Genomic DNA, 2,473 nt, shown 5'->3' with positions numbered 1-2,473 from the left:
GCCATGCTCGGCAGGGGCATTACTGGCAAAGCCTCTGCCGAGCATGGCTCGGCACTACATTAAGGCGATTGCCGAGCATGGCTCGGCACTACATTCGCCTTTGGCGGGGCGCTTACATATTGCGACGGTACTCGCCGCCTACGTCGTACAGGGCGTGGCTGATCTGGCCGAGGCTGTGGGTCTTGACGGCCTCGATGAGTGCTTCGAAGACATTGCGGCGATCGCGCGCGGTCTTCTGCAGGTAACCCAGTCCGTGACCGTCATGCACCGCGTCGTCAGAGGCCGCGCCTTCGATCTCGTGTGCATGCGAGGTCTCCCCCGCCGGTGCCAGCGCATTGCGGTTGCGCTGCCAGTTGTGCACGTTCTCGATCTGTTGGCCCTTCTCTTCCTCCGTCGAACGGATCAGTTCGATCTCGGTCGCCACTTCACCGGCATGCTCCTTGGGCAGGAACATGTTGACGCCGACCAGCGGCAGGCTGCCGTCGTGCTTCTTGTGCTCGTAATACAGCGATTCTTCCTGGATCTTGCCGCGCTGGTACATGGTATCCATCGCGCCGAGCACGCCACCGCGCTCGCTGATCGCCTCGAACTCCTTGTAAACCGCCTCCTCGACGATATCGGTGAGCTTGTCGACGATGAAGCTGCCCTGCCACGGGTTCTCGCAGAAATTCAGCCCCAGCTCCTTGTTGATGATCATCTGGATCGCCACCGCGCGGCGCACGCTTTCCTCGGTCGGCGTGGTGATCGCCTCGTCGTAGGCATTGGTGTGCAGGCTGTTGCAGTTGTCGAACAGCGCATATAGCGCCTGCAGCGTGGTGCGGATGTCGTTGAACTGGATTTCCTGCGCGTGCAGCGAACGACCCGAGGTCTGGATGTGGTACTTCATCATCTGCGAGCGTTCGTTGGCGCCGTAGCGCTCGCGCATCGCGCGCGCCCAGATGCGGCGAGCCACGCGGCCGATCACCGTGTACTCCGGGTCCATGCCGTTGGAGAAGAAGAACGACAGGTTGGGCGCGAAGTCGTCGATCTTCATGCCACGCGCCAGGTAGTACTCGACGATGGTGAAGCCATTGGACAGGGTGAAGGCCAACTGGCTGATCGGGTTCGCGCCGGCCTCGGCGATGTGGTAGCCGGAGATCGACACCGAGTAGAAATTGCGCACCTTGTGGTCGACGAAGTACTGCTGGATATCCCCCATCATCCGCAGCGCGAACTCGGTGGAGAAAATGCAGGTGTTCTGCGCCTGGTCTTCCTTGAGGATGTCGGCCTGCACGGTGCCACGCACGGTGGACAGGGTTTCTGCCTTGATCCGCGCATAGGTATCGGCATCCACCATCTGATCGCCGGTGACACCCAGCAGGGCCAGGCCCAGGCCGTTGTTGGTCGGCGGCAACTCACCGTGGTACTGCGGACGTGAGCGGCCTTCGAAAAGCTTCGCGATCTTCTCTTCCGCCTCGGCCCAGCGCGCGGGATCTTCCTGCAGGTATTTCTCGATCTGCTGGTCGATGGCGGTGTTCATGAACATCGCCAGGATCATCGGTGCCGGGCCATTGATGGTCATCGACACCGAGGTGGTTGGCGCGCACAGGTCAAAGCCGGAGTACAGCTTTTTCATGTCGTCCAGCGTAGGAATATTGACGCCGGAGTTGCCGATCTTGCCGTAGATGTCCGGGCGCGGCGCCGGGTCCTCGCCGTACAGGGTGACGCTGTCGAAGGCGGTGGACAGACGCGCGGCCGGCTGGCCCACGCTCAGGTAATGGAAGCGGCGGTTGGTGCGCTCCGGCGTGCCTTCGCCGGCAAACATGCGGATCGGGTCTTCGCCGCTGCGGCGGTACGGGTAGACGCCGCCGGTATACGGATAGGAGCCGGGCAGGTTCTCCTTCTGCAGGAAGACCAGCAGCTCGCCCCAACTACGGTAGGTGGGCGCGGCTATCTTGGGGATCTGCTGGTGGCTCAGCGACTCGCGGTAGTTCTCGACGCGGATGGTCTTGCCGCGCACCTGGTACTCGTTGACCGGCTCGGTGATCGACTTCAGCCGTGCCGGCCACTCACGCAGCAGGCGCAGTGCGTCCGAATCCAGCGATTGCACGGCATCGTTGTAGCGTTGGCGCAGGGTGCGGATACTGTTGTCGACGCCTGCATCGGTCAGTGCATCACCTGCGTACAGGTCCAGGGCACCCGGCTGCGCTGCATCACCCAGCTCCTGCAGCGCCTGCCAAAGGCTCTGTGCACGCTCGGCCACTTCTGCCTGTGATTCAATGCGGGCGTTGATGCCACGGCCCTGCTCGGCGATCTCGGCCAGGTAACGCACGCGGCTGCCCGGTATCAGGACGGTTGCGCGCGGCTCTTTGAGGGTTGTGTCGATGTTGGGGGGGGGGGGAAAAAAACCGGGGGTCGAGGATGGTTTTTGGGGAAAACACCCCGGGCCCACGCCGGTTTGTGGTCGTTTGGAAGCGCAGACAACACCGCGGGG

The 2,473-nt window shown here is 62.8% G+C and carries 1 pseudogene; it reads right to left on the bottom strand.

The features are described from left to right. Positions 1–112: 112 nt before the first annotated feature. A pseudogene (locus AC1VXC_RS21010) lies at positions 113–2,371 on the bottom strand (methylmalonyl-CoA mutase family protein); the annotation flags it as partial. Between the last annotated feature and the right edge of the window lie 102 nt (positions 2,372–2,473).

The organism is Stenotrophomonas sp. STEN033, assembly GCF_056856655.1.
Note: the sequence above shows the minus strand (reverse complement) of the source record. Positions and strands in the feature narration are given on the sequence as shown.